This is a genomic window from Sulfitobacter sp. KMM 9851, from assembly GCF_057178245.1.
The window spans coordinates 1797899-1817536 of record NZ_CM169991.1 but is presented as its reverse complement, the minus strand read 5'-3'; the positions used below and the strand labels follow the sequence as shown (position 1 = coordinate 1817536).

The 19638-nt window shown below is 60.0% G+C and carries 20 protein-coding genes; 8 read left to right on the top strand and 12 right to left on the bottom strand.

Translation table 11 applies throughout. The annotated features are described in order from the left end of the window. Nucleotides 1-63 precede the first annotated feature (63 nt). On the bottom strand, nt 64-294 hold the full coding sequence (locus AC1965_RS08925; RefSeq protein WP_483886919.1) for a DUF1127 domain-containing protein: 231 nt from the start codon (nt 292-294) through the stop codon (nt 64-66). A 97-nt stretch (nt 295-391) separates the two neighbouring features. Between AC1965_RS08925 and AC1965_RS08920 the strand changes: the two genes are divergently transcribed. From AC1965_RS08920 to AC1965_RS08895, 6 genes are all read left to right on the top strand, one after another. After that, a complete protein-coding gene (locus AC1965_RS08920; protein ID WP_483886918.1) occupies nt 392-1807 on the top strand; it encodes an aminotransferase-like domain-containing protein in 1416 nt (471 codons plus the stop codon). Between the two features lie 159 nt (nt 1808-1966). Further along, nucleotides 1967-2428: a 50S ribosomal protein L13 gene (rplM, locus tag AC1965_RS08915; protein ID WP_483886917.1), complete on the top strand. Its 462-nt coding sequence runs from the start codon at nt 1967-1969 to the stop codon at nt 2426-2428. A 2-nt stretch (nt 2429-2430) separates the two neighbouring features. Then, nucleotides 2431-2919, top strand: a complete 489-nt coding sequence (rpsI, locus tag AC1965_RS08910) for a 30S ribosomal protein S9 (protein ID WP_483886916.1) — start codon at nt 2431-2433, stop codon at nt 2917-2919. Nucleotides 2920-3073: 154 nt separating this feature from the next. Continuing rightward, nucleotides 3074-3538 carry a cache domain-containing protein gene (locus AC1965_RS08905; protein ID WP_483886915.1) on the top strand — a complete coding sequence of 155 codons (465 nt, stop codon included), beginning with the start codon at nt 3074-3076 and terminating at the stop codon, nt 3536-3538. A gap of 72 nt (nt 3539-3610) precedes the next feature. After that, entirely contained in the window at nt 3611-5725 is a 2115-nt protein-coding gene (locus tag AC1965_RS08900) for a methyl-accepting chemotaxis protein (RefSeq protein WP_483886914.1), read from the top strand. Nucleotides 5726-5853: 128 nt separating this feature from the next. After that, nucleotides 5854-6840, top strand: a complete 987-nt coding sequence (locus AC1965_RS08895; RefSeq protein ID WP_483886913.1) for an LLM class flavin-dependent oxidoreductase — start codon at nt 5854-5856, stop codon at nt 6838-6840. Here the strand turns inward: AC1965_RS08895 and AC1965_RS08890 are convergent, their stop codons facing one another. The 10 genes from AC1965_RS08890 to guaA form a co-directional block, all read right to left on the bottom strand. After that, a complete protein-coding gene (locus AC1965_RS08890; RefSeq protein WP_483886912.1) occupies nt 6841-7458 on the bottom strand; it encodes a TetR/AcrR family transcriptional regulator in 618 nt (205 codons plus the stop codon). Then, nucleotides 7451-8320, bottom strand: coding sequence for a polyphosphate kinase 2 (gene ppk2, locus AC1965_RS08885; RefSeq protein ID WP_483886911.1), 870 nt, complete (start codon nt 8318-8320; stop codon nt 7451-7453). Before ppk2 ends, AC1965_RS08890 begins: the two co-directional genes overlap by 8 nt. Nucleotides 8321-8369: 49 nt before the next feature. Further along, nucleotides 8370-9332 carry an alpha/beta fold hydrolase gene (locus tag AC1965_RS08880; RefSeq protein WP_483886910.1) on the bottom strand — a complete coding sequence of 321 codons (963 nt, stop codon included), beginning with the start codon at nt 9330-9332 and terminating at the stop codon, nt 8370-8372. Nucleotide 9333: 1 nt separating this feature from the next. Continuing rightward, nucleotides 9334-10251: a homoserine O-acetyltransferase MetA gene (gene metA, locus AC1965_RS08875; protein ID WP_483886909.1), complete on the bottom strand. Its 918-nt coding sequence runs from the start codon at nt 10249-10251 to the stop codon at nt 9334-9336. Between the two features lie 83 nt (nt 10252-10334). Beyond that, on the bottom strand, nt 10335-11186 hold the full coding sequence (locus AC1965_RS08870) for an ATPase (protein WP_483886908.1): 852 nt from the start codon (nt 11184-11186) through the stop codon (nt 10335-10337). A 14-nt stretch (nt 11187-11200) separates the two neighbouring features. Continuing rightward, a complete protein-coding gene (locus tag AC1965_RS08865) occupies nt 11201-12130 on the bottom strand; it encodes a DMT family transporter (protein ID WP_483886907.1) in 930 nt (309 codons plus the stop codon). 113 nt (nt 12131-12243) lie between these two features. Next, nucleotides 12244-13326 carry an OmpP1/FadL family transporter gene (locus AC1965_RS08860; protein ID WP_483886906.1) on the bottom strand — a complete coding sequence of 361 codons (1083 nt, stop codon included), beginning with the start codon at nt 13324-13326 and terminating at the stop codon, nt 12244-12246. Between the two features lie 140 nt (nt 13327-13466). Continuing rightward, nucleotides 13467-14336, bottom strand: a complete 870-nt coding sequence (locus AC1965_RS08855) for a DMT family transporter (protein WP_483886905.1) — start codon at nt 14334-14336, stop codon at nt 13467-13469. Beyond that, a complete protein-coding gene (locus AC1965_RS08850; RefSeq protein WP_483886904.1) occupies nt 14333-14617 on the bottom strand; it encodes a putative quinol monooxygenase in 285 nt (94 codons plus the stop codon). The genes AC1965_RS08855 and AC1965_RS08850 overlap by 4 nt, the downstream gene beginning before the upstream one ends. After that, nucleotides 14614-16176, bottom strand: coding sequence for a glutamine-hydrolyzing GMP synthase (gene guaA / locus AC1965_RS08845; protein WP_483886903.1), 1563 nt, complete (start codon nt 16174-16176; stop codon nt 14614-14616). The genes AC1965_RS08850 and guaA overlap by 4 nt, the downstream gene beginning before the upstream one ends. Nucleotides 16177-16353: 177 nt before the next feature. Here guaA and AC1965_RS08840 point away from each other — a divergent pair, with 177 nt between their 5' ends. Beyond that, nucleotides 16354-17892 (top strand): trimethylamine methyltransferase family protein, encoded by a 1539-nt coding sequence (locus AC1965_RS08840; protein ID WP_483887019.1) that lies wholly within the window; start codon nt 16354-16356, stop codon nt 17890-17892. Between the two features lie 12 nt (nt 17893-17904). Here the strand turns inward: AC1965_RS08840 and AC1965_RS08835 are convergent, their stop codons facing one another. After that, the gene (locus AC1965_RS08835; protein ID WP_483886902.1) at nt 17905-18204 is read right to left on the bottom strand and encodes a DUF6477 family protein; all 300 of its coding nucleotides are present in this window, start codon (nt 18202-18204) and stop codon (nt 17905-17907) included. Nucleotides 18205-18487: 283 nt separating this feature from the next. On the opposite strand from AC1965_RS08835, the gene AC1965_RS08830 reads away from it, so the two are divergent. Continuing rightward, nucleotides 18488-19588, top strand: a complete 1101-nt coding sequence (locus tag AC1965_RS08830; protein WP_483887018.1) for a DUF6456 domain-containing protein — start codon at nt 18488-18490, stop codon at nt 19586-19588. The last annotated feature ends 50 nt before the right edge of the window (nt 19589-19638 follow it).

Genomic DNA, 19638 nt, shown 5'->3' with positions numbered 1-19638 from the left:
GCAATAAAAATGGGCCGGGAAATCCCGGCCCAGTGAAGAGGTCTGGCAGGTGGCACAGGGATGTTACACCTTCCAGAACACGCGGTAAGCCTCGCCTGAGGCTTGGTCCGGTGTCAGTCCCACGTCGTGCAGCTGCCATGGTTCTAGCTGGCGTAGGACCATGCGGGTGCGTCGGCGTGTTGCCCATTTCGTCACGAGGACCGCAAACCGCACAGCGATATCCGCAAGCACGGGCAGGTTGCCCTGCGCCAACAGCGTCATGGTATCGGGGGTATGGGGCCGTGCGTGTGTCATGGGAAAGCTCCTTGCAATATTGTATTGACACAATGTGTAGTCTTGCTACAATATTAAGGTACAAAGCGCGATACAATTTGGCCAGAGGAATATTGTAATGGGTACAATTTGGACGCCAACCCTGCCGGACCGACCCGGACCCAAGTACAAAGTGGTCGCTCAGACAATTCGCGATGGCGTGCGGGCGGGGGATCTGTCGATCGGAGATAAGCTGCCGCCGGTGCGTGATCTGGCCTGGCGGCTTGGCATCACGCCGGGCACCGTGGCGCGCGCCTATACGATCCTGACGGACGAAGGGTTGCTGGAGGCAGAGGTCGGCCGGGGCACCTTTGTCGCGGCGCCGCGTGCGCCCCTGCGCGATGACGTCTGGAGCAAGGAGCAGGACAAGTGGCCGCGCGAACTGGATGAGACCGAAACCGATGCCGTCAGCCTGTTCAGCCCGCGCTTGCCCGATATGGGACAGGTGGCTGCAATTCGCGCCGCCTTTCGGCAGGTGGCAGATGGGCCCAGCGAAGACCTGATGAACTATCCGACCCGTGATGCCTACCTGCCGGTGCGCGAGGCGGTGGTCAAATGGCTGTCGCATTTGCCCCTGGGACCGCTGTCAGAGCGTGACGTCGTGCTGTCGCATGGCGGGCAGAACGCGATCGTGCTGGTTTTGCAGGCTATTTTCACCGGGCCGAAACCCGTCATGCTGGTTGAAGACCTATCCTATGCCGGATTTCGACGCGCTGCCGAGGTATTGCGCGCCGAGGTGGTCGGGGTCGCCATGGACGAACACGGGGTAATACCCGACGCGCTAGAGGCCGCGGCGCGCAGCAGTGGCGCGCAGGTGTTTTGTACCACACCCGAGGTACAAAACCCCACCTGTGGCCACACCGGTCTGGAACGGCGACGCGAATTGCTCGACGTGGCGCGCCGCTATGGCTTGGAAATTCTCGAGGACGACTGTTATCGCATGGGCCGCGCCAAGTCGCCCAGTTACCGGGCGCTGTGGCCAGAGCACGTCTGGCATATCTCGTCGATCTCCAAGGAACTGACCCCGGCCTTGCGGGTAGGGTTCGCCATTGCCCCGATTGGGCGCTCTGCAGATTTGCGGCGCGTGGCGGAATACGGATTTTTCGGGTTGGCCCGCCCGCTGGCAGAAGCCACTCGGATTATCCTCACCGATCCACGTATGGAGCAGATATGCCGCGATATCCGCGACCGTCTGGGGAAATACATTCAGATCGCAGTGAATAATCTAGGCAGTTACGAGCTGAAATGGGATCGCGATGTACCGTTTGTCTGGCTACAGTTGCCGCCGGGCTGGCGCGCCGCTGGGTTTTGCCGCGCGGCAGAGGCGCAGGGCGTGCAGATCCGGTCGGCAGATGAATTTGCCCTGCGCGATGGCCGCGCGCCCCACGCCGTACGGATTGCCGTGAATGCCCATGTCTCGCTGGCGTCTTTCGATGCCGCAATGCGGCGGTTGCGGACACTGTTGGACAACCCACCGGAGCAAATCAGCGTCTAGATTTGGGGTATTATAATACCTATTTTATAACCCATTGAAATCCAATGTTTAATTGCGATTGGATGCGCTTGACGCGACAAGACAGGCGCGTATAACCCGCTCATCAGACATCGGGCAGCGTTATCTCTGTCCGGCCAACTCCAAACGGGAATTCCGTACATGAAAACCTTTTCTGCAACACCGGCAGATATCGACAAGAAATGGATCATCATTGACGCCGAAGGCGTCGTGCTGGGCCGTCTCGCGTCGATCATTGCCATGCGCCTGCGCGGCAAGCACAAGCCGTCGTTCACACCTCACATGGATTGTGGTGACAATGTCATCGTGATCAACGCTGAGAAAATCCAGATGACCGGCAAGAAGCGCGAAGAGCACTTCTATTGGCACACTGGCCACCCCGGTGGGATCAAATCGCGCACCAAAGCGCAGATCCTCGAAGGTGCCCACCCCGAGCGCATCGTAACCCAGGCCGTCAAGCGCATGTTGCCTGGCAACCGCCTGAGCCGTCAGATCATGACCAACCTGCGCGTCTATGCCGGTGGCGATCATCCCCATGAGGCGCAGAGCCCCGAAGTTCTGGATGTCAAATCCATGAACAGCAAAAACACGCGGAGTGCATGAGCATGGCTGACGAAATCAACACACTCGAAGACCTGGCAGACGTTGCTGGCGTTGCCGCAACACCCGAAGTCGAACTGACCCCACGTGAACCCGTGCGCGACGAACTGGGCCGGTCCTATGCAACTGGTAAGCGTAAAGATGCGGTCGCCCGCGTCTGGATCAAACCAGGTTCAGGTAAAGTAACCGTTAACGGCAAGCCGCAGAACGAATATTTTGCACGCCCCGTGCTGCAGATGATCCTGGCCCAGCCTTTTTCGATCACCAATACAGTTGGCGAATTTGACGTGGTTGCCACGGTCAAGGGCGGCGGTCTGTCTGGCCAGGCTGGCGCGGTAAAGCATGGTGTTTCCAAAGCTTTGCAGCTTTACGAACCCTCCTTGCGCGGCGCACTGAAAGCGGCCGGTTTCCTCACACGCGACAGCCGTGTTGTGGAACGTAAGAAATACGGTAAGGCCAAAGCGCGTAAGAGCTTCCAGTTCTCCAAGCGTTAAGCTTTTTCAAACCAAAACGATCAAGGCCGCTTCCGTTGGAGGCGGCCTTTTTCATGTGTAAGTGCGCGAATTCTGGCGGAGCTGGGTTCCTGTTAGGGCAATATTCAGGTTTTTGACCGACATCTCCAAAGACAACAACTTTGGAGACCAAACAATGTTCAACAGATTTTGGGCCGTGCTGGCCCTGGTACTGCTCCCTTTCGCGGCGTCAGCAACAGAACGCGGCACCGCACAAGAGGCACAGGCCATGCTGGACCGGGTGGCGGCGCTACACCAGTCAAGCGGCCTTGACGCCGTGCTCAACGCGGTCAAAGACCCCGATAACGGCGACTTCCATGACCGCGATCTCTATGTCTTTGTTCTGGATTACGAGGGCAACATGCTGAGCCACGGCGCCAATACTGCGCTGATCGGGCGCAATCTGCTGGGGGTCAAGGACTCTGACGGGAACGCCTTTATCGTTCAGATGATCGCACTTGCCCGCGGCCCGGGGTCCGGCACGGTCGATTATCACTGGCCAAATCCGCAGACCAAAAAGATCGACCCAAAGACATCTTTCGTGCTGCGCCTTGACGATGGCAGCTGGGCCGGTGTTGGCATCTATTCCTCAGCGTCCTGACGGTACCACGCGCCCTAATCTGCGCCGGTTCAACGGATCGGCGCAGGCTCTCTTAACATCTGGAAGGTTGCCATGCGCCGCTATTTTTCTGACCTGTCCCTGCTGAAAAAGGGTGGTGCCATGGTCACCGTGACCATCATCGCACTGCTATGTACCACCGGGCTTGCGCGCTATTCGATCTCTGGCCTGCAAAGCGATCTTGAGGATGAGGCACTGGTCGGCCTGACCGAAGTGGCAACGATTGCCGCCACCATGGGCATGATGAACGATGCTCATCTCGAATTGATCCGCGCCAGCGCCTTTGCCAACTCCGGGATGAGCGGTAGCGCGCTGCAAAACCAGTTCGACATCGCAGCCGAGACCAAAGCGGTTTTTCAGGCGGCGGTCGACGCGGTTGAAAACCCCGCGCAGAATCTGATCGTCAGCCGCGTTCAGGAACAGCTGGCAGAATACTTTACGGCCAACGACGAAGCATTGTCGATGCTGGCGATCGAGCCAATGACCGGCACGATCATGATCAACGCCGCCGATTCACTTTTTGCGGATGTATCGGCATTGGCCAAAGAATTGGAAGCCACGCGCATGCGCGAGATTGCCGATCAGACCCAGGCCAGTGTCGCGTCTGCTGACCGAGCCAAATTTGTTTTCACCGCTATCGCACTGCTCAGCATGATCCTGTGCCTGGGCGCGACGGTTTCGATCTTCCGCTCGATCACCGTGCCCATCCTGCGCATGACCGGCAACATGCGCGATCTTGCGCAGGGTGATCTGGACGTTGAAATCGAAGGGGCAGGCACAAAGAACGAGGTCGGCCAGATGGCCGCTGCCCTTGAGGTGTTTCGCGACACCGCCCGCGAATCTAACGATTTACGCGCTGCCGAAGAGCGCGCGCGCACCGAAAAGCTGGCGGCTGAACAGGCCGCGCAGGCCAACAAGGCGGCCGAGGCCGAGCGTGAAGCCACCCGCATCCGCGTCGAAAAAGAGACGGCCGATCTGCGCGCCGCACAAAGCAGCGCGTTGGAAACTGCGCTGGCAAACGTCATCAGCGCCGCAGAGGCCGGTGATTTTAAGCAGCGCATCGCCGACGACTTTAACGAAAAGGCGCTAGATGATGTGAAAACCGGGGTCAACGCCTTGCTCACCACTGTCGAGGCGGGCTTGAGTTCGGCACGCAACGTACTGCGCGATCTGGCACATGGTGATCTGACGGCGCGCATGGCCGGGGAATTCCGTGGCGCCTTTGCCGATCTGCAAAATGATACAAATCTCACGGCAGAGAAATTCGAACATGCGATGAATGAAATCGCCGACCGCGCCGAGGGCATCAACAGCGATTCGACGGAAATCAGCGAAGCCGCCGCCGAACTTGCCGGGCGGACCGAACGTACGGCGGCGAGCCTGGAGGAAACATCGGCCGCGATGGAGGAGCTGACGGCGTCGGTACGGTCCGCCGCGCAGGCCGCACGTGACGTCAACAAACTGGTCAGCGGCACCAAACAACAGGCCAGCGACAGCGAAGCCGTCGTGCGCGAAGCCGTGGCCGCGATGGACGATATCGCGGAGTTCTCCAAGCAAATCTCGGAAACAGTCAACGTGATCAACGGCATCGCTTTCCAGACCAATCTGCTGGCGTTGAACGCGGGGGTCGAAGCGGCGCGGGCGGGCGATGCCGGGCGCGGCTTTAGCGTCGTGGCGTCCGAGGTGCGCGCGCTGGCCGTCCGGGCGGCCGAATCGGCCAAGCAGATCGAAGGGCTGATCAGCCGCAGTTCCGAACAGGTACGTCGCGGTGTTGATCTGGTGGATCAGACCGGCAATGCGATCCGCAACATGTCGCAGTCGATTGATGTTGCGACACAGCATGTTTCGGCGATTGCGGAATCGGCGGCTCAGCAATCGTCGGGCATCGAAAGCGCAAATGCGGCGATTGGCGAGATCGAACAGGCAACACAGCAGAATGCCGCGATGTTTGAGGAAACCACCGCCGCCAGCGTGTCGCTGTCGACCGCCGCTGAAGCGCTGACTGCCTTGTCGCGGGAATTTAACACCGGGTCCAAACCTGCGAGTGTCGGCACCGGCGCCAGACCACAGCAGGGTCCGGCATCTGTCGTCAACACCCCGGTGGCCCAGATGCGGGTAACTCAATCAACCCAGACAGCACCACTAGCTGCAGAATGGGAAGAGTTTTGAACACCGCGATCTGAGACTATTTCACCAATTTGCCGGGCCACGTCACAGACGTGGCCCTTTTTTCGCGCGGGTGGGGTTCTGTTTTGGCCCGGGCACCATACATCGGGGGAAGATATAGAGGATCTCCCATGAAATTTTCCGTACTCGATTTGGCCCCCGTTCCCGAGGGCGATGATGCCGCGACGGCGATCCGCAACTCGGTTGAACTGGCGCAATTGGCCGAGGCGCGGGGGTTTCATCGGTACTGGCTGGCAGAGCATCACAATATGCCCGGGATCGCCTCGGCGGCGACCTCGGTCCTGATCGGGCATATCGCCAATCACACCACGTCGATCCGCGTCGGTGCCGGGGGTGTGATGCTACCCAACCATGCGCCGCTGGCCATTGCTGAACAATTCGGAACGCTGGCCACCATCCACGGTCCAAGGATCGACCTTGGGCTTGGCCGTGCGCCGGGTGGCGACCATGCGGTGATGCGCGCACTGCGTCGCGGGATGGAGGGCGGCGACCGTTTTCCCGACGACGTCGCTGAATTGATCGCCTTTTTGGGGGCGGCCCCGGCTGGCGCGCCGGTTCAGGCCCACCCCGGTCAGGACACCCATGTGCCGGTCTGGATATTGGGATCGTCGCTCTATGGTGCGCAATTGGCGGCGCATTTTGGCCTGCCATATGCCTTCGCCTCGCACTTTGCCCCTGATGCGCTGGAAGAGGCCACCGCGATCTACCGGCGCGATTTCAAACCATCGGGGGGCGTGGCAAAACCTCACTTCATGCTCGCGGTCAACGTCTTTGCCGCCGAAACTGACGCTGAAGGTGCATTTTTGCGCAGTTCAATGCAGCAAGCCTTTGCCCGGCTGCGCAGCGGTATGCCCGGCAAACTGCCGCGCCCCGTTACCGACATTGACGCAGCCATCGGGCCTGCGATGCGCGCCGGCGTTGATCACGCCTTGCGCATATCGGCCGTGGGCAGTGCCGCGACTGTCAAGGCGCAGCTGACAGGCTTTATTGATACATATCAGCCGGATGAGCTGATCCTGACCGGGCAGATCCACGATCACAGCGCGCGGATGCGGTCGTTCGAAATTGCCGCAGAGGTATTGCACGATCTGGGCTGATCACTCGTCCGGCCGCACCAGACCCAGCCCGCGCAGATAGATGCCAATACCCGTTTCCAAAAGGTCGTCGGGTGGAAACGGCGACGCGCGGCCGGGGGAGTTGCGTGCGAAAAGTTCGACAACGCCGTGGCTCATGGCCCAGATATGTGCCGAAAACATCGAGGCGGGCGGGCGTTTGTCAGCCGGAATGTGCTGGCTGAGGTCTGCCGCCGCTTTCTCCAGCACGCCGTTGGCGCGGTTGGCGACCCGGGCCAGTTCGGGCGAGCGGTTGACCGAAATGCCGCTTTCGAACATCGCAATATAATGGCCGGGATATTTACGCGCAAATGCGAGATAGGCCCGGCCCGCCGCTTCAAAGGCCTTTAGCGCAGAGGGCTGACCGGATTGATAGGCAAACTCCATCAAATCGGCAAAAATCTCGTAGCCCTGAAGGGCCGCTTCCGCGATCAGGTCTTCGCGCCCCTCGAAATGCCGATAGACCGCCGCTGGGGTCACGCCGGCCTGTTTGGCAGCCTCTGACAGGGTAAACCCAGTCGGCCCGCGCAACTCGATCAACTCGAGCGCCGCGTCGATCAGGGCCTGGCGCAGGTTGCCGTGGTGATAGCCACGTTTAGACATCCCAGATGTCCGGCCCGCCACAGATGTCCTGATCAACCTTGCCAATCGCCTTGATGTCTTTTTGGGGGTAATCAAAGCTGTGCAGCACATGGCGCATCGCGCTTAGCCGGGCGCGACGCTTGTCGTCTGAACGGATCACCGTCCACGGGGCGGCGATGCTGTGGCTGCGGGTCAGCGTATCGCGTATCGCGGTCGTATAGGCATCCCATTTGGCGAGCCCCTGAACATCAATTGTGCTGAGTTTCCATTGCTTTAGCGGATCACCCTCACGCGCCAACATACGGCGAAGTTGTTCGGCCCGGCCAACATTCAGCCAGAACTTGAATAGATGAATACCGTCTTCGACCAGCATTTCTTCAAATGGGGTGACCTGGCGGAAAAAATGCTCGCGCTGGTCGTCGGTGCAGAAGCCGAACACCGGCTCAACGACGCCGCGATTGTACCACGACCGGTCATAGAACACCATTTCGCCTGCGGTCGGCAGATGGGCAATATAGCGTTGAAAATACCATTCGCCGCGTTCCGTTTCAGTCGGTTTTGACAGGGCAACCACGCGCGCCGCCCGCGGGTTCAGGTTTTCGCGGAAACGCCCGATGGTGCCGCCCTTGCCGGCGGCATCACGTCCTTCGAATACCATGGCAATGCGGGTGCCGCTGTCACGCACCCAGGCTTGCAGCTTGACCAGCTCGATCTGCAACTTTTCATAGTCCCGTTCGTAAGGCTTGCGGGCCAGCCGTTCGGGATGGGGATAGGACGCGGTCAGGATGTCCTCCTTGTCGGCGCGGCGGATGGCGCTGCGGATGTCCTCCGGGGCGTCATTTTCGAAAAAGGCGCTGATGGCACCGTCAAAAGGCAGGGTCATGAAGGCTCCTGAGTGGCCGTGTACACTTCAATATGGGATGTTAAGGGGTTTAACGCAAACCCGCACGTGCCGCGGCACGGTCAATCGCGTCAATCACCGCTTGTGGATGGCTGTGCTGCGGCATGTGACCGACGCCGGGCAGTGTGGTCAGCACAGCGTTCGGCACATCATGCACCAGTTTTTCCGCATGGATATGGGCAGGCACGATGGTGTCGGCGGTGCCGTGCAGGATCTCTATCGGCATCGTCAGGGTATGATATTGCGCCGCCATTTCAACCACATGCGGCCGCAGTCCGTTGACCTGTTGGGCGTTTGCCCGGCTGGAGGTCCGGCGCAGCGTCAGGCCGGTGCCGATATGGGCGTTGTAGCCTTCGGGGGGCTGCTGCGGGGCAAAAATGGACGCGATGCTGGAACTGACGACGCTTTTCGGCACAAAGGCGGTGATCGTCGGCACAATCAGTGCGCCGCCAGGCGCCGAGGCACTGACCCCATAAAGCCATCCCAACCCACCGGGCCACGGCTTTGACACGGCAGAGACCAGCACCAGTGCGGCGGTGTCATCAGGCCGCGAAAGCCCCCAAGCAAGTGCGACGGCCCCGCCAAAGGAATGGCCCATCACAATGGGATTGTGCACCTCGATCAGATCGGCCGCCTGTTGCAGCAGCGCCGCCTGTGCCTGCGGCGATTCCATGGTGGTATTCCACGCACCTTGGTTGCCGGGCAAACGCCCGGTCCAGCCCAGACCGGGGCGGTCGAACAGGATCACGCGATACTGTTGGGCCAGTTGATCGGCGAGGCCAAAGGTGAAATCGCGCATGTTGCCGCTGGCCCCGTGCACCAGCACCAAATCCGGCCCGCTCCCGATGACTTTGACATGCACCGGCACATCGCCAACCATCACGATGTCGCCACTGGGCGGATGCGCCGCCTCTGCCGCAGTTTCCCGCTGATGCGCGCGCCACTGTACCACCGCCACGGCCAATATAATGACCACCAGGGCATAAAGACCCATTCTAGCGGCCAATTTCATTCATGTCGAAGGGCGTGGATTGGTACATCTCGTTGATCCAATTGCCATAAAGCAGATGCGCATGGCTGCGCCAGCGGTTCACCGGCGTCTGGGTCGGATCGTTACCGGGATAGTAATTGCCGGGAATGTTAATCGGTACGCCGCTTTCAACATCGCGGTCGTATTCCTGTTTCAGCGTGTCCCGGTCATATTCAAAGTGGTTAAAGACATAGAGCGCGCGGTGCTCCGGATCTTCGATCAGGCAGGGGCCGACCTCTTCACTGCCCAAAAGCGTGGTCAGGGCCGGTTTGCTGTCGACTTCGTCCTGTTTCATCTCGGTCCAGCGGGACACCGGCATCACACATTCGTCCGAGAACCCACGCAGATAGGGCGACGCCGGGGCAAGATTGCGGTGCCGAAAGCAACCAAAGGCCTTGGACGGCAGGATGTGTTTCTTGACCCCGTGGAAATAATTGATCATCGCCATCCCACCCCAGCAGACGCCAAAGGTCGAATGCACATTGGTCTGGGTCCACTCCATCACCTCGCGCAACTCGTCCCAATAGGTCACTTCGTCAAACTCGAGGTGCTCAATCGGCGCGCCGGTGATGATCAGCCCGTCAAATTTCTCATCGCGCACCTCCTGAAAGGGCCGATAAAAGCTTTCCATATGCTCTGCGGCGGTGTTGCGGGTCTGGTGATCCGACATGCGCAGCAGGCTTAGTTCGATCTGGAGCGGCGTGGCACCGATCAGCCGGGCAAACTGGTTCTCGGTCTGAATTTTCTTGGGCATCAGGTTCAACAGTGCGATGCGCAGCGGTCGAATATCCTGATGTGCCGCCAGTTCCTCGTCGACCACCATCACGCCTTCGCGCCGCAGCACGTCAAAGGCAGGTAGGGTGGCGGGGATCTTGATGGGCATGGGCGGTGTTCCGTTTGTCAGCGTCTGTCAGACTATCAGGGTCTGTGAGATAGGGTCGGTCAGGTCGGCAATCAATGGCCGTGTCAGGGCAAGTGGCGGGCGATCATATCGGTGAAATCCTGCTGGTTCTGCAACTGTCCGATTTCATCAGGGGTGATCGTGACGCCCCATTTCGCCATCGCCTCATAGCGGGGCTGGCGATGCGACAATGCGCGCGCATAGGTCCAACGGATAAAGCTGTCGGGGTTAACGTCATCCTCTGACATATTGTTTTCGTTCAGGTATTCAACCCAAGCCGCGGCCAGAAACTCCGGCTGATAGGCCATAGGCTTTGGTGCCTTGTCAAAGCGTTCGATCAGCGATTGGGTATGGGCGTCGTCGCCCTTGATCCAGACGAGCAGACATTCCTGCGCCAGCGCGCGCAACAGCGGATCGTCGGGGTTTTCGGGATCGACCCATTCACAGATCGACCCGCCGGTGTCACAGATGAAATGCTGATAGCCATAAAGCGCCTCGGCACGCGCTGCGAAATGGGCGGTGTCGTGCAGGGCAGATATTTCGGCGCGGCGAAAGGCGTCTTGGCGCTGTTGGTATTCGGCCATCGGCAGCCCGCCCTGACCGGGGTCGCCCGGTTTGCCCAGCCAGGTGGCGACGGGCGTCAGGTTTTCAAAGGTAATGTTGGACCCGATATAGATGCTGTCGCTCAGCAGCAGCTCGCGCAGGAACGGCACTTTCATCGCCTCGGCCTTGGCATTGTCAGCAATGATTTCACCCAGATAGCGGGTGCCGATGCGGTAATCTATGGAATAGTGAAACCAGTCGCCGCTGCGTCGCAACAGGCCCGATAGGTGGGTCTTGCCAAGGCCCGACATGCCGAAAATCAGCACTTTGCGGCGCGGCGCGCGGCGCCAGTCTTGAGCGGTGGGATAAAGCATGGGCAATCCGGCTGTTAGCTATGTTTCCCCTGACTACCCCAGCGCCGCGCGATACGCCAGATGCGGCCATCCAGCACCAGCAATCCCAGGGCCAGCAGGGCAAACCCGCCATAGGCCGCCGGACGCAGCGCCTCGTCGCGCAGCCAGGCCCCCAACAGGATCGCCACCGGGGCGACCAACAGTGTAACCAGCATCAGATTGCCACTGCCTGCCATTGCCAGCACCCGGTAATACAGCAGATAGGCCAGCGCCGTGGCGGCCAGCGCGTAATAGGCGATGGCAACCAACGTGATCGGCGCAAGGTCAAGCGTCAGTGGACCTTCGACCCACCAGGCCATCGGCACCATGATCAGGCTCGCCCCGGTCAACATGCCCGCAGCGGCCAGTTGCGGCGGTTGGCCCGACAGCATTTTGCGTGCCCAAACCCCTGACATCGCGTAGGACACCGTTCCCGCCAGCACCGCGAGCTGTGCAAGGCTGCGCAGGTCGAAATTGCGCAGGTTCTCCAGCCCGATGGCCGTCGCGACCCCGGCAAATCCCAAGCAGACACCCACAGCCTTGCGCGGGGTGATACGTTCGTCAGCGAAAAAGACTGCGGCCGCCAGAACGCCAAACACGGCCGTGGCAGCATTAAGGATCGACGTCAGCCCAGAGGCGATATGCAACTGCCCCCAAGCCATCAGCGAAAATGGCACGGCGTTGTTGAGCAGGCCCATGACGCCAAAGGCAAACCAGACCTTGGGATCGCGGGGCAGGGGCAGGCGCATCACCACGACCGCCGCCCAAAGCACCAGCATCGCCCAGAACACCCGGTGCGCTACCGACGTCAGCGGCCCCACCTCGTCCAGCGCCACCCGTACCGACAGGAACGACGCCCCCCATAGCAGGGCGAGCACAGCCATTTCGATCCAGGCGCGGGGCGGGATTTGTTTTTGAACCATCATGTGCAGGGTTTAGGCGATATCGCGGCGACGGACGACCCGAAAGCTGCGCAACATGGAAAAACGCCGCCCGGGGGTATCCCGGACGGCGTTCATCAGACAATTATCGTTGCAGATCAAAAGGTGTAGCCGACCTTTACACCGATCGCCACGGCATCGTTATCGTTAAAGTTGCTGGCCGCGTTGACACCGTTCAATGTCGTCTGCGCGTCACCGATGTTCACATAGCGGATGCCCGTTGTGACTTTCATGTTGTCGCGGGTGTAGATCGCCGCCAGCGCCAGGCTTTTGTTGCCATCGGTTGGCCCGAGGTTGGATGCAAAGCCACCGTTGGATTTTTCATACCCAATCGACGCCGATACCGACCAGTTTTCGTTCAACCGGCGCCCAACCCCCAAGGAGTAGGTGAAAACATCATTTTCATAGCTGACCAGCGCGCCGGGGGGGTAATTGGCTGGCGTGATGTCAAACGACGACCAATCTACCCAGCGCACCCCACCAAACAGCAGCGTGTCGGCGGCAATCCCGGTCTGGAACTCAAGGTTGACCGATTGTGGTGTTTCGATCTCGGTCGTGGTTTGCAGCGCACCAAATTCAGTGGTGGCGACGTCATGTTTGATCTTGGAGCTATAGGTTAACGACACGCGCAGGGCGATGTCGGGCCGTTCATAGGCAACACCCGCCACGTAACCGACACCTGTGTCACGCTGGCCATCTACCGTATAGCCGCCGACAAAGGGCACCGCGGCGGTGGCTTCGATGCTTTGCACCCGGACACCACCATGAAAGCTGAAATTACTGGGCAGCTTATAGCGCAGCAGGCCGGTGATGGCATGGGCCTTCAGATCAGCCGTGGACCCCTGTGCGACATAGCCTGATCCAGCAGGATAGGCGATATCTGCGCCAAAGGGCTGATCATAGATGATCGCGTAGGACAGCTGTTCGTTGATGTCTGCCTTATAGGCGGCACCAAACTGCAAATAGCTTGGTGTGATGTCGCCGGAGTTTGCCCCCGGCGTGCCGGAAAAGACGGTGCCGACGCCCGAGGTGCTTGGCGATATGCTGCCAAGGCTGAATTCGGCGTAACGCCCCGCTTCGAACAGTGCCGTGATGGACTGACCAGAGCGGTCGATCCCACCGGCTTGCGCCGCACAGGTGGACCCCAGCAATGCGGCGATGGTTAGAATGTGTTTTTTCATGTTTCTCCTCCCCAGAAGCGCCTGTCAGCGTCTATCGGACAGGGTGGAGACAGGAAGCATGACAAGGGGCTATTGGGTCAATCAGTGACCTTAGGTCAACCACAGGTTATGACCCAACGTCAGAGTTTATGACACGGGGTCTATGTAACGGGGCGCTTGCGGGTTTCGAACCAGATATTGAGGTAATTACCGGCGAAAATAACCGCAGCGCCAACAAAAACCCATACATCCAGCGCTTCGGCATAGAGCAGCATTCCGATGACCGCGATCACCGGCAAACGGATAAAGTCGATCGGCACCACCACCGTGGCAGGTGCCAGCGACAGTGCGTTGGTCAGGCAGTAATGCGCCAGCAAGCCACACACACCGACAAGCGCCAGAAACGGCAGGCTGGCGGCGGTGGGCAGAGCGATATCGCCGTCATATCCGGCAGTGATCAGTCCAAAGATCAGTTGCAGCGTGGTCAGGTAGAACAGGATCGTTGTAATTCCCTGCGTCCGGGTCAGCCGTTTGGTCAACACATTGGTCAGCGCAAAGAACAGCGCGCAGGATGCCGCCGCAATGACACCGATGTTGATGTTGTCGATATCGGGGCGGGCCACAATCAGGATGCCGATAAACCCCAGCACAGCGGCCAACCCGCGCATCGCCGTCATGCGTTCGCCCAACAGAAAGATGGACAAAACGATCACCCACAGCGGCGAGGTAAATTCCAACGCAAAGACCTGCGCGAGCGGGATCAGGGTAACGGCGAAAAACCACAGGTTCTGACCGGTGAAATGCGCCAGATTTCGCACCACTTGCAGCCCAAAGTTGCGGGTGTTGATCTGGCGCCATGCGCCTGTGGCCCAAGCCAGCGTCACCACCACCAGAACGCCAAAGACGCTGCGGTACATCATGATTTCAAACGTGTCGTACTGTCCCGACAATTCGCGCCCAACCACCGCCATGGTCGAAAACGATGCAATCGCTCCCGTCATCCACAGTGCTGCGCGCAACGTCGGGCTCATGTCAGACCCGTTATTTGGTAATCGCGGCTGATCCCGGCGGTCATCGACGCCCAGTCAGAGCCGACAGCACGCGCCTGATGTGCCTCGAATGCGGAAGCATCGCTGAATTCTTCGCGCACCTGCCAGACCAGCGGGTCGTCCGTTGGCGTCACTTCAAAAAAAAGGCAGCCCGGCTCGGCACGCGTAAGCTGCACATGGGTGTGCAAAGCGGCGCGTACACGATCCGCCTGCCGCTCATCCGCGCAGCGCAAAAATCCGTTCAGGGCAACCGTTGCCGTCATTCCCACTCAATCGTGCCGGGAGGTTTGCTGGTGATGTCGTATGTCACACGGTTGATGCCGGGCACTTCGTTGATGATACGGGTGGCTGTTTCGCCAAGGAATTCGTGACTGAATGGGAAATAATCCGCGGTCATGCCATCTACGGACGTCACGGCGCGCAGGGCGCAGGCAAAATCATAAGTCCGCCCATCGCCCATCACGCCCACGGTGCGCACCGGCAGGATGGCCACAAAGGCCTGCCAGATATCATCATAAAGCCCGTGGCGGCGGATCTGGTCGATATAGACGGCATCCGCCTCGCGCAGGATCGCCAGCTTTTCGCGGGTGATCTCGCCGGGACAGCGGATGGCAAGGCCGGGCCCAGGGAAGGGGTGACGGCCAATAAACGAGGGCGGGAGGCCCAACTCACGGCCCAGCTCGCGCACCTCATCCTTGAACAACTCGCGCAGCGGCTCGACCAGCTTGAGGCCCATCTTTTCGGGCAGGCCACCGACGTTGTGATGGCTCTTGATCGTGACCGACGGACCGCCGGAAAACGACACGCTTTCGATCACATCGGGGTACAGCGTACCCTGCGCGAGGAAGGTGGCATCGCCCACGTCCTTGGCGTGTTTCTGGAACACGTCAATGAACAGCTTGCCGATGATTTTTCTTTTTGTTTCCGGGTCACTTACGCCGTCAAGCTCACCCAAAAACAGTTCCTGTTCGTCGGCGTGGATCAGCGGCATGTTATAGTTGTCGCGGAACATCTTGACGACTTCTTCGGCCTCGCCTTTGCGCAGCAGGCCATGGTCGACAAAGACGCAAGTCAGCTGGTCGCCGATCGCCTCGTGGATCAGCACCGCCGCGACCGAGGAATCGACCCCGCCGGACAGGCCGCAGATGACTTTTTGGTCACCGACCTGTTCGCGGATCGCGGCAATCGCTTCTTCGCGGTAGGCGCGCATCGTCCAATCGCCCTTGAACCCGGCAATGCGCACAAAGTTTTCATACAGCTTTGCACCGTTGGGCGTGTGGTGCACTTCGGGGTGGAACTGCACCGCGTAGAAATGCCGCGACGCATCGCCGGTGATGGCAAAGGGCGCATTGGGCGAGGTGCCGTAAACCTCAAACCCTGGTGCAATTTTGCTGACGTGGTCGCCGTGGCTCATCCAGACTTGTTCGCGGTCGGTTGCAAACCAACCCTGCAACAGATCAAGGCTCTGCCCCGTTGGGGTCACAAAGGCGCGGCCAAATTCAGCCGTGCCGTGGCCACGTTCCACATGTCCGCCAAGGCAATGCATCATCACCTGCTGCCCATAACAGATGCCCAGGATCGGCACGCCCAGATCAAAGACCTTTTGCGGCGGCATCGGTGCCCCGTCGGCAAAGACCGAGGACGGCCCACCGGACAGGATTACCGCTTTTGGCGCGAAATCGGCAAGAAAGGCGTCATCCACCGCGTTAAACGGGTGAATTTCGCAAAAGACGTTCAGTTCCCGCAGGCGCCGCGCAATAAGCTGCGTCACCTGGCTGCCGAAGTCGATGATAAGGAGGCGGTCATGGGTGATATCTGTCATGAGCGTTGATTATGCGCGCAGGCTCCTGCTGGCAAGTGTGAATGGCCATATGACACCGCGTGAAAGAACCAACCGCGGCGCGCGATGTCGCTTTTTTCCCGGCAAGGCCGTTATCCGCGCGAAGCGGCCCAAGTTAATGCGGTAGTGACAGCTAAGTTTTTGATGAAGGAAGAGATCATGGTGGAATCAGCACGGCGCACGCGGGGCGGTGGCGGAGCAGCGCGGCGGGCCGAACGGACGGCGGTTTCATTTGAAACGGCACGTTTCATCGAACGCAATATCCCCAATTTCGAGGTGCTGACCGAAGAGGCGCTTCAGATCATCGAGCATAACGCCGAAACCGTGCTCGAAGAGATCGGCGTAAACTTTCCCGATAACCCCGAGGCGCTGACCCTGTGGCGCAATGCCGGGGCAGACGTAACAGGCGAACGGGTCCGCATCCCGCGTGGGCTGGCGCGCAAACTATGTGCCACTGCGCCGTCGCACTATACGCAGCACGCCCGCAATCCCGAACGCAATGTCGTCGTCGGTGGCCGCAATCTCGTGTTGGCCCCGGTCTATGGCCCGCCTTTCGTGCGCGATGCCGCCGGCGGTCGCCGCTATGCCACGATGGCGGATTTCAACAAGTTCGTGAAACTGGCTTATATGTCGAAATGGCTGCATCACTCGGGTGGCACGGTGTGCGAGCCGACGGATATCCCGGTGAACAAGCGGCACCTTGATATGCTGCACGCCCACATGACGCTGAGCGATAAACCCTATATGGGGTCGGTCACCGAACCCAGCCGCGCGCAGGACAGTGTCGATATGTCCGGCATCCTGTTCGGCAAGGATTTCGTGCAGGAAAACACGGTGATGACATCGCTCATCAACATCAATTCACCGATGACATTCGACGACGTGATGATGGGCGCGCTCAAGATTTACGCCGAGAATAATCAGGCCTGCATCATTTCGCCATTTATCGTCGGTGGCGCGATGGCACCGGTGTCTGTCGCAGGCACATTGACGCAGGTGCTGGCCGAAACTCTGGCCGGCATCGCCTATAGCCAGCTGATCCGCGCCGGAGCACCGGTGATCATGGGCGCTTTCGTGACGTCGATCGACATGAACAGCGGCGCGCCCACCTTTGGTACGCCCGAAGCGGCACATATCACCTATGGCGCCGGGCAACTGGCGCGCCGGTTGAACCTGCCATACCGCTCTGCCGGTTCTTTCTGCGGATCGAAACTGCCGGATGCACAGGCTGCGTATGAGACATCAAACAGCCTGAACATGGGGCTGCTGTCGGGTGTGAACTTCATGCTGCACGCGTGCGGCTGGCTCGAAGGCGGGCTGGTCAGCTCGTTCGAGAAATTCGTGATGGACGCCGACCAGCTTGGCACATTGCATCATCTGGCGCGCGGCGTGCAGATTGACGAAAACGCGCAGGCCATGGACGCAATCCGCGAGGTCGGCCCCGGCGGGCATTATCTGGGCTGCGCACATACCCAAGAAAACTTCAAAGCGGCCTTCTGGAAATCCGACCTGCTGGATTACAAACCCTTTGAAACCTGGGAAGATGAAGGCGCGCGCGATACCCAAGCGCTGGCTTCGGCGCGGGTTGAAAAGATGCTGGGCGATTATCAGCAGCCGCACCTTGACCCCGCCATCCGCGAAGCATTGGATGCCTATGTCGCGCAGAAAAAAGCGGCAGAGCCAGACAGCTTTATGTAACGCAAAGGGGCGCTATTCCCCACCCGATGCCTGCGCCGCCTTAAGCACGCGGGCTTCGCCCACCATCGCGATCAACACGTCAACGTGGCGGACCAGGCTATACCCTGCGTCCGCCTGTTGGCGCTGTTCGTCCAGCACCGCTTCAATCTCCATCAGTTTCAGCAAGGCCGTGCCGTGGCGTGGCAGCACACCAAACCCAAGAATGCGGGGCAGGTGGCTGGTGCGGCGGTAGTCCTCGGCCCCGATACGGGCAGCGCGCATCAACAGGCGGGGGCGGTGAAGTTTGTGCAGCATCGTCAGCAGATCTTGCATGGCGTTTCCTTTGGTTGAAACTGGGCATGAATCGCCCTGATCTGCCGAGTGTTGCACAACCTAAGCGGGTGTTGCGCGCTGTCCTCAATCCCCGTTCGCCGCCTTCATTACTGTTTATCTTTTGTAAACAATGCTTACCCTACGACCTCATTTTAACGAACGGGTAACCAATACATCTTTAGGTTGTTAGGTGTCTGTGGATAAAATCCATCAGATTTTGGGGGCCCGCCAGCATGGAAGTGGCAATCTCGTGACGGCGCATTTTGACTTTGATACCAATTGTTTGCCCGGATGGGTGCCAGACGGGGCGCTGCATTATCTGGCCCATACCGAACAAGGCGAGCCGATCCGGGCGTTGGCGCGGGCGGCGGGATGTCACGCCTCGACCATCATGCGCCAGATCCGCCGCATAGAGACCCGCCGCGATGATCCTCTGGTGGATGCCGCCTTGCGCCGCTTGGGCGCGGTTCACCTGCGCCAAAGAGATGACCGTCACCCCCCAACAAAAAAGGCTGCCGCAATGAGTGACACCCCGCAAACACCGCTGTTGGACGAAGAGACCCTCACCGTTGAGGCGCGGCGCGTCCTGCGCCGCCTGTGCGAGACGGGGGCGGTTCTGGCGGTGGCCACCGATATGGACAAGGCCGTGGTGGTGCGCGACGGCGCGGCCGGTGGCAGCACGCGAACGGCGGTGGTCGACACGGCTGTGGCGCAGGCGATGGCGTTGAAGAACTGGATCGCGCCGGGAAATAGCGGCCGGATCATACGCTACCACATCACCACGGCGGGGCGTGCCGCCCTGGCTCAAATCATCGAGGAACATGGCGATCTAGGCGGCGAACCTCTGGGCTTTGCCGAAGATCAGACCGCGTTTGTCACTGCCGCAGACAGTTGGGCCACGCAGCCCGACACACACGAAGACACCCGCGACACCCGCACCCGCTATTCCCTGACCGAAAGTCCGCTGACCGCCCTCGCGCGCCGTCGCGACAAAAAGGGCGAGCCGTTTTTGGATGACGCACTGGTCCACGCGGGCGAACGCCTGCGCGAGGATTTTGAACTGGCCCAAATGGGGCCACGCGTGGCGCAGAATTGGGATCATTTCCTGACTCAGGGCACGGGCGCAGGCCCTCGGCCCGGCAGCGGCGGCAACCGCGCGTCGACCGCAGCCCGCGACCGCGTGGCCGAGGCGATGGCCGAACTGGGGCCGGGTCTGTCAGACGTTGTTCTGCGCTGCTGCTGTTTTCTCGAAGGGTTGGAAACCACGGAAAAGCGGCTGGGCTGGTCGGCGCGCTCGGGCAAGATTGTGTTGCGCATCGCGCTCATGCGGCTCAAGCGGCATTACGACACCACAACCGGCCCGGGCGGGCCGATGATCGGGTGATCGCCGCGATGTTTCTTTAGAAAGATGCCGCTGGCGGCTTGGCTTTGGCG